Origin of the sequence: Streptomyces graminilatus (assembly GCF_001418565.1) — a bacterium.
In the GTDB taxonomy this organism is placed as follows: Bacteria; Actinomycetota; Actinomycetes; order Streptomycetales; family Streptomycetaceae; genus Streptomyces; species Streptomyces graminilatus.
In genome coordinates this window covers 1-6299 of record NZ_LIQQ01000467.1, presented here as the reverse complement: position 1 = coordinate 6299, position 6299 = coordinate 1, and the positions used below count along the sequence as shown (strand labels likewise).

Below are 6299 nucleotides of genomic sequence, written 5' to 3'. Positions count from 1 at the left end.
AACGACCGCCTGTACGGCGACGCGGGCAACGACAAGCTCTACGGCAACAGCGGCAACGACACCCTGCACGGCGGCGCGGGCACGGACACTGCCCCTGCGGGGCTGCCTTCCAGGGGCCGGTAGTCCGTCGGAAGGTGCCCCTGCGGGCTGCCTTCCAGGGGCGGGGTAGGACTGTTTCTGGTGGTCCGTCCTAGTTCTGGTAGAGCTTGTCCGTGCCTGGGCCGCCCGAGAGGGTGTCCGTGCCCGCGCCGCCGTGCAGGGTGTCGTTGCCGCTGTTGCCGTAGAGCTTGTCGTTGCCCGCGTCGCCGTACAGGCGGTCGTTGCCCGTGCCGCCGTAGAGGAGGTCGGCGCCGGACTTTCCGTGCAGGATGTCGTTGCCCGCGTCGCCGTACAGCGTGTTGTCGTCGCCGTCGTCGGCGCCGCCGGTGAGCGAGTCGTTTCCGGGGCCGCCGTGGCAGGTGGTCTCGCAGCGGGTGAGGGTGTCGTTTCCGGCGCCGCCGAACGCTCCGAGGCCCCAGGACCCCTCCCCGCCGCTGATGGTGTCGTTGCCGTCCTGGCCGTAGAAGACCTCGGCGGAGTTGCCCCGCAGAACGTCGTTGCCCTTGCCGCCGTAGATCGTGGCCAACGCGGCGTTGTGCTGGGAGTCGATCGTCGCGGTGTCGTTGCCGTCGCCCAGGTCCACGTCGTAGATGTCGGAGTCGTCGGAGCCGTTCGGGATGCCGACCGCGCACTGGGCGATCGTGTGGTCGGACGGCGTCGGGTACACGCACTCGTCGAGGTCCGCCGCGCTCTGGTCGATGGTGATGGGGGCGCGGTCCTGGAAGGTGAGGATGTAGTAGGTGTCGAACTCGTTGTCGCGGACCTCGACCGTCATCGACACCCGCAGACGGTTGGCCTGGCCCGGGGCGCCCTTGTACCAGAGTTCGCCGGCCGTGTGGGTCAGTGAGCCCGCGTTCGGTGTGGCCGCCGCCTGGGCCGCCGGGGCCATGAGCGACGCCGCGCCCAGGGCGAGGGTGAGAGTGAGGGCGGTGGTGGTGGCGGTGGCGATCCTTCTGTATGTGCGCATGGCGAGCAGCCCCTTCGCGGGAGTCGTGCCGTGGGTGTCTGAGTACCGGTTAGACAGCGGACCGGGGGCCGAGGTTGTGCTCCGGATCCCATCCAAAGCCCATCTGGATGTGCTTTGGACGGGATCCGGATGGGACCGGGGGATCCGGATGGGTTTTGGAGCGAACCCGCGGCGCCGTTCCGCCCTCTAAGAAGAGGAGGGCCATCCTCCGGAAGGGGGGACGAGCGAACGGAAGGTCAGGAGAGACGTGCCTGTCATGGGCCAGCGGACGCACCTCGTGCTGCTCACCGCCTGGACGATCCTGTGGTTCGCGCTGGTCGAGCCGCACGGCGGGTTCTCCTGGCACTATCTGCGCACCGGCGGGGAGCTGATCTACGAGAACCCGGGCAGCCCCGACGGCGGCCTGAACCTCTACGCCCACCACCCCGAACTCCAGATGGGACCCGTCAGCTTCCTGGCGGCGGGCCTGCTGAACCCGTTCTCCGAGCCCGTCGGGCAGTTCCTGGCCGCCGCCGTCATGTCCCTGCTCGGCCTGGTCATCCTGGTGGTGGCCGGCCGCAGCGCCGCCCAGTACTTCCTGGGCACCGGCACCAACCACCAGCGGCTGCGGCAGCGCGTGCTGATCGCGGGCCTGGCCTTCATCCCGATGTGGATCGAGGTCGCGGTCCGCTTCGGCCACCTCGACGACGTACTGGCCCTCTTCTTCACGGCTCTGGCGGTACGTTCCCTCACCCGCGCCGACGCGGTGGCGACCGGTGTCTTCCTGGCCCTCGCGGTCGACTCGAAACCGACCGCGCTCGCCTTCCTCCCCCTTCTGCTGGCCCTGCCGAGATCACGGTGGCCGCGCGCGGCCGTGTGGTGCGTGGGCCTGGTGGCGGTCGTCTGGCTGCCGTTCTTCCTCGACACCTCGCACTCGTTCGCCGCCGCCGAGTTCGTCATCCCCAACCAGCCCGCGTCGGCGCTGCGCAGCCTCGGGGTCGGCGATCCGGTGACCCCGCCCTGGGTGCGGCCCGCGCAGGCCGTGGCGGGCCTGGTACTGGGCTGTGTCGCGGTGTGGCGCGGGCGCTGGCCGGCTGTCGTCCTGCTCGGCGCCAACGCCCGCATCGCGCTCGACCCCAGCGTCTACACGTACTACACGGCGTCCGTTCTGCTCGGCACCCTGCTGTGGGACGTGATCGGGCAGCGGCGTCTGGTCCCCTGGTGGAGCTGGATCGCGCTGATCACCCTGTACGGCAGCGTCTTCGCGGTGCCCGACGACGCGGCCCGGGGCCTGGTCCGCCTGGGCTTCGTCGTCGTCTCCACCGCTTACGTCCTGTTCTGGCCGGTACGGGACCGGGGGCGCGGGCACTCCGTCGTGCGCGGGGGTGTCGTACGCGGGGGAGGGCCGACGGTGGCCGACGCCTCCCGTGCGCCCGGGGGCGCGTCTTCCGGTCTACGGGGCAGGTAGCTCGGTGCAGCAGGTGCTGTCTGCCTGCTTGGCCAGGGAACCGGCGTCGGCCTTGACGACGTAGACCTCCCAGGGTTCCTGGCCGGGGCCGTGGACCCAGACCTTGTCCTGGAGGGCGTAGCAGCAGGTGGTGTCGTCCTCGACGTCGGTGGCAAGGCCCGCCTCGGCCAGGCGGGCGGTGGCGGCGTGGACCGCCTCGGTGCTCCCGACCTCCACCCCGAGGTGGTCCATGCGGGTCGCCTCGCCCGCGGTGCCTTCGATGAGGACGAGTTTGAGCGGGGGCTCGGCGATGGCGAAGTTGGCGTAGCCGGCACGGAGCTTGGCTGGCCCGGTGCCGAAGAGCTTCGTGTAGAAGGCCACGGACGCGGAGAGGTCGGGCACGCGGAGGGCGAGCTGTACGCGGGAGGTCATGGCTACCCACCTCTTTCTGGTTCGATTCCTGTTTTTGATTCTTGTTTCGATGAATGTCGATGTCCTGGTGGTTGCCAGCTTGGCGCTTGTATCGATGAGTGTCAACATAGACGTATGTCGAATATGAAGCCGTTGCCGTTGCCGCTGCTGGATCCCGCTCCGGGTGAGGCCGGTGCCGCGCCGTGCTGTCCGCCGCTCACCGAGCGGCCGTTCACGGTGGAGGAGGCCCGGACGGCCGCGCGGATGTTCAAGGCGCTCGGCGATCCGGTGCGGCTGCGGCTCTTCTCGGCCGTGGCCTCGCACGCGGGCGGTGAGGCGTGTGTCTGCGACATCTCCGACGTGGGGGTCTCGCAGCCGACGGTCTCCCATCACCTGAAGAAGCTCAGGGAGGCCGGTCTGCTCACCTCCGAGCGGCGCGGTACGTGGGTGTACTACCGGGTCGAGCCGTCGGTGCTGGCCACGATGGGCAGGCTGCTGGCGGCCACCTGATCCGGCCTCCAGGGCCCGGGTGTCGGGTGCGGGTCCGGTGGGGGCTGGTCGCGCGGTTCCCCGCGCCCCTGAAAAGCAGGGGCTGCGCCCCTGCTTTTCATCCTTCAGGGGCGCGGGGAACTGCACGCACGTACACGCACGTACCCGCACCTCAGAAGGGAGTTCGACGCGCGCTCAAGGCCGCCTTAAGACGGGCGCGGGAGGCTCGTTCCGGCCACCGGCTAGTGGTGGTGGGCCTGTGCCCGGGACCGGGTGCGGGACCGGATCGGTGCTCGCGGACCGCGTGGGCGCCGGGCTACGGGCGATTCAGTGAATGGAGACACCATGGCCACGGTTGTGAGCACCGCGGTGGGCGAGCGGACCGGACCGCTGGACCGGCTGCGCGCCCTCCACACCGAAGGGCGCCTCGCCGACGCGTACGACGAGGTGCCCGCTCTCCTCGCCGAGCTGGCCACGACGGGTGACCCCGCCGGGCCGCCGGCGCCGGACCTGGCGAGGGCCGGACAACTGCTCTCGCGACTCGACCGGGAGGCGGTGCTGCGCGAGCACCCCGGCACCGAGACGTTCACCGTCGCGGTCACCGGCCACTCCACCCTGAACGGGCTCACCGCCCCGCTGACCGCCGAACTCGCCCGCCACAGCCTGCTGTTGAAGGTGCACGAGGGCGACTACGACTCCTGGCGCCGCGATCTCCACAACACCGACAGCGATGTGTACACCTCCGGCGCCGATCTGGCCCTGTGCGTGCTGGACGCCGAGATCATCTTCGCGGAACTCCCGCACCCCTGGGGCGTCGAGGACGTCCAGCGTGCCACCGAGGGCAAGCTCAACCTGATCAGGTCGCTCGCCGAGCGCTATGTCGCACGCGGCACCGGCACCCTCGTACTCAACACCGTGCCCCTGCTGCGCGGCCAGCAGCGCCGCCTCGTCGACGCCCGGTCCAGGGCCCGACTCGGCGTGATCTGGCGGGAGTTCAACGCGGGGCTGCTGCGGCTGGCCGCCGTGCACGACCGCGTCCATGTCGTCGACCTCGACCCGATCCTCGCCTCCTGCGGGCCCGCCAACGAGCCCCGGCTCGCCGCCTACGCCAAGGTGCAGTTCGGCGAGGAGCTGCTGGCCGGCTACGCCCGCGAGATCGGCCACCTCGCCAGGGCCCTGCGCGGACGTACCAAGAAGGTGCTCGTCGTCGACCTGGACAACACCCTGTGGGACGGCATCCTCGGGGACGACGGGCCCGACGGTATCGCCGCCGCCACCACCTACCGGGGTGAGGCGTTCGGGCGGTTCCAGAAGGCCGTCGCCCAGATCGGCTCCCAGGGCGTCCTGCTCGCCGTGTGCAGCAAGAACGACATCGAGCCGGTGCGGGCTGTGCTGCGCGAGCACCCCGACATGGTGCTGCGGGAGGGCGACTTCGTCCAGGTCACCGCCAACTGGGAGCCCAAGGACCGGAATCTGCTGGAGATCGCCCAGAAGCTCAACCTCGGTGTGGACAGCTTCGTCTTCGCCGACGACTCGCCGTTCGAGTGCGGTCTGGTGACCCGCAGCCTGCCCGGCGTCGCCGTGGTCCGGCTCGACGAGGAACCCGCCCTGCATGTCGAACGGCTCCTCGCCGACGGCTGGTTCGACGTACGGGAGCTGACGTCCGAGGACCGCGCCCGCGCGACGCAGTACCGCACCGAGGTCGCCCGCCAGGACCTCCTGGAGAGCGCCGACTCCATGGACGAGTACCTCGCGGAGCTCGGCGTCGAGGTCACCTTCTCGCCCGTACGGGACCACGAGATCGCCCGCGTCTCGCAAGTGACGCTGCGCACCAACCAGTTCAACCTCACCACCGAGCGGCTCCAGCAGGCCGACATCCGGGCCATGCACGAGTCGGCGGACGGGCTGGTGCTGGCCATTCGTTCCGGGGACCGGTTCGGGGACAACGGGCTGGTGGGTGCCGTACTCGTGAGCGGTGTCGAGTCCGGTGGTGGTGTGGGTGGTGTGGGTGGTGTGGGTGGCGGCTGGCGCATCGACAACATGCTGCTGAGCTGCCGGGTGTTCGCCCGTGGCATCGAGCAGGCCTGCCTGGCCGCCGTACTCGCCGAGGCGCGGGCGGCCGGCGCGGGCGCCGTGCACGCGAGCTACCGTCCGACGGCCAAGAACCACCGGGTGCGCGACCTGTACCCGTCCATGGGCTTCGTGGAGACCGGTGAGGGCCCGGACGGCACCGTGTCGTTCCGGCACGACCTGTCCGAGGAACTGCTGCCGACACCGCCGGCGTACGTCCGTCTGACGGCGGACCTCGGCCGGCGGTCGTCCTGAAGGCGGCGGACGGCATGGGGTGGTCGGCGCGCCGGGCGGTGCGGCGGGCGTGGCGGGGCGTCGCCACCTTCTTCATCGACGGTTTCGGCGCACTCGCCATGATGTTCGGCATGGTGCCGCCGGGCTCCGTCGACCAGGCGAAGCACTGGTGGCTCGGCGACCCCGAGCCGGAGCCCGGGGTCGCCCCGGGCTCCGTGCTGCCCCTCGACGAGCCACCGTTCGCGCATCCCGAGCGGCTGGTCACCGATGTGCCGCTCTCCCCGCGCGAACGGGAGCTGTGGGCGCAGTTGGAGGGGCACGGCCGGGTGGAGGACGGCCCCGGCCGCCGGGACTAGACACCGGCCGCCGGGGCTGGAGGCCGGTCGCCGGGGCTGGGCGCCGGTCGCCGGGCCTGGGCCCCGGCCGTGCCCCTCCGGCACTCCGCCATGCCTCGACGGCCCCGGTCGCCGGGCCTGGACGCCGGCCGTGTCCCTCCGGCACTCCGCCGTGCCCCGCCGGCACCCGGCCGTGCCCCGACGGCCCCGGTCTCCGGGACTGGACACCGGCCGTGTCCCTCCCGCACCGGCCGTGTCCCTCCGGCAC

General features: G+C 71.2%; 7 protein-coding genes. 5 read left to right on the top strand and 2 right to left on the bottom strand.

Features of this window, described 5'->3' with window-relative positions; genetic code table 11:
• The first annotated feature begins 9 nt into the window (after positions 1 to 9).
• On the top strand, positions 10 to 123 hold the full coding sequence (locus AOK08_RS43935; RefSeq protein WP_422125791.1) for a hypothetical protein: 114 nt from the start codon (positions 10 to 12) through the stop codon (positions 121 to 123).
• 67 nt (positions 124 to 190) lie between these two features.
• Here the strand turns inward: AOK08_RS43935 and AOK08_RS33085 are convergent, their stop codons facing one another.
• Complete coding sequence (locus AOK08_RS33085; protein ID WP_055532903.1) at positions 191 to 1066, bottom strand: calcium-binding protein; 876 nt, start codon at positions 1064 to 1066, stop codon at positions 191 to 193.
• Positions 1067 to 1322: 256 nt separating this feature from the next.
• Between AOK08_RS33085 and AOK08_RS33080 the strand changes: the two genes are divergently transcribed.
• Positions 1323 to 2513: a hypothetical protein gene (locus AOK08_RS33080; protein WP_241827193.1), complete on the top strand. Its 1191-nt coding sequence runs from the start codon at positions 1323 to 1325 to the stop codon at positions 2511 to 2513.
• On the opposite strand, the gene AOK08_RS33075 is transcribed toward AOK08_RS33080, so the two are convergent.
• Complete coding sequence (locus AOK08_RS33075; RefSeq protein ID WP_055532901.1) at positions 2499 to 2924, bottom strand: ArsI/CadI family heavy metal resistance metalloenzyme; 426 nt, start codon at positions 2922 to 2924, stop codon at positions 2499 to 2501. The two genes, AOK08_RS33080 and AOK08_RS33075, sit on opposite strands and share 15 nt — an antisense overlap.
• Positions 2925 to 3038: 114 nt before the next feature.
• On the opposite strand from AOK08_RS33075, the gene AOK08_RS33070 reads away from it, so the two are divergent.
• The 3 genes from AOK08_RS33070 to AOK08_RS33060 all read left to right on the top strand — a co-directional run bounded on the left by AOK08_RS33070 (position 3039) and on the right by AOK08_RS33060 (position 6052).
• A complete protein-coding gene (locus AOK08_RS33070) occupies positions 3039 to 3413 on the top strand; it encodes an ArsR/SmtB family transcription factor (protein WP_055532900.1) in 375 nt (124 codons plus the stop codon).
• Positions 3414 to 3737: 324 nt separating this feature from the next.
• On the top strand, positions 3738 to 5717 hold the full coding sequence (locus AOK08_RS33065) for an HAD-IIIC family phosphatase (RefSeq protein ID WP_055532898.1): 1980 nt from the start codon (positions 3738 to 3740) through the stop codon (positions 5715 to 5717).
• Positions 5718 to 5731: 14 nt separating this feature from the next.
• A complete protein-coding gene (locus AOK08_RS33060) occupies positions 5732 to 6052 on the top strand; it encodes a DUF6059 family protein (protein WP_241827192.1) in 321 nt (106 codons plus the stop codon).
• Positions 6053 to 6299 lie beyond the last annotated feature (247 nt).

Coding starts and splice junctions, on each gene's coding strand:
- AOK08_RS33085 (WP_055532903.1), bottom strand. CDS start 1,066: ATGCGCACATACAGAAGGATCGCCACCGCCACCACCACCGCCCTCACT.
- AOK08_RS33080 (WP_241827193.1), top strand. CDS start 1,323: ATGGGCCAGCGGACGCACCTCGTGCTGCTCACCGCCTGGACGATCCTG.
- AOK08_RS33075 (WP_055532901.1), bottom strand. CDS start 2,924: ATGACCTCCCGCGTACAGCTCGCCCTCCGCGTGCCCGACCTCTCCGCG.
- AOK08_RS33070 (WP_055532900.1), top strand. CDS start 3,039: ATGTCGAATATGAAGCCGTTGCCGTTGCCGCTGCTGGATCCCGCTCCG.
- AOK08_RS33065 (WP_055532898.1), top strand. CDS start 3,738: ATGGCCACGGTTGTGAGCACCGCGGTGGGCGAGCGGACCGGACCGCTG.
- AOK08_RS33060 (WP_241827192.1), top strand. CDS start 5,732: ATGGGGTGGTCGGCGCGCCGGGCGGTGCGGCGGGCGTGGCGGGGCGTC.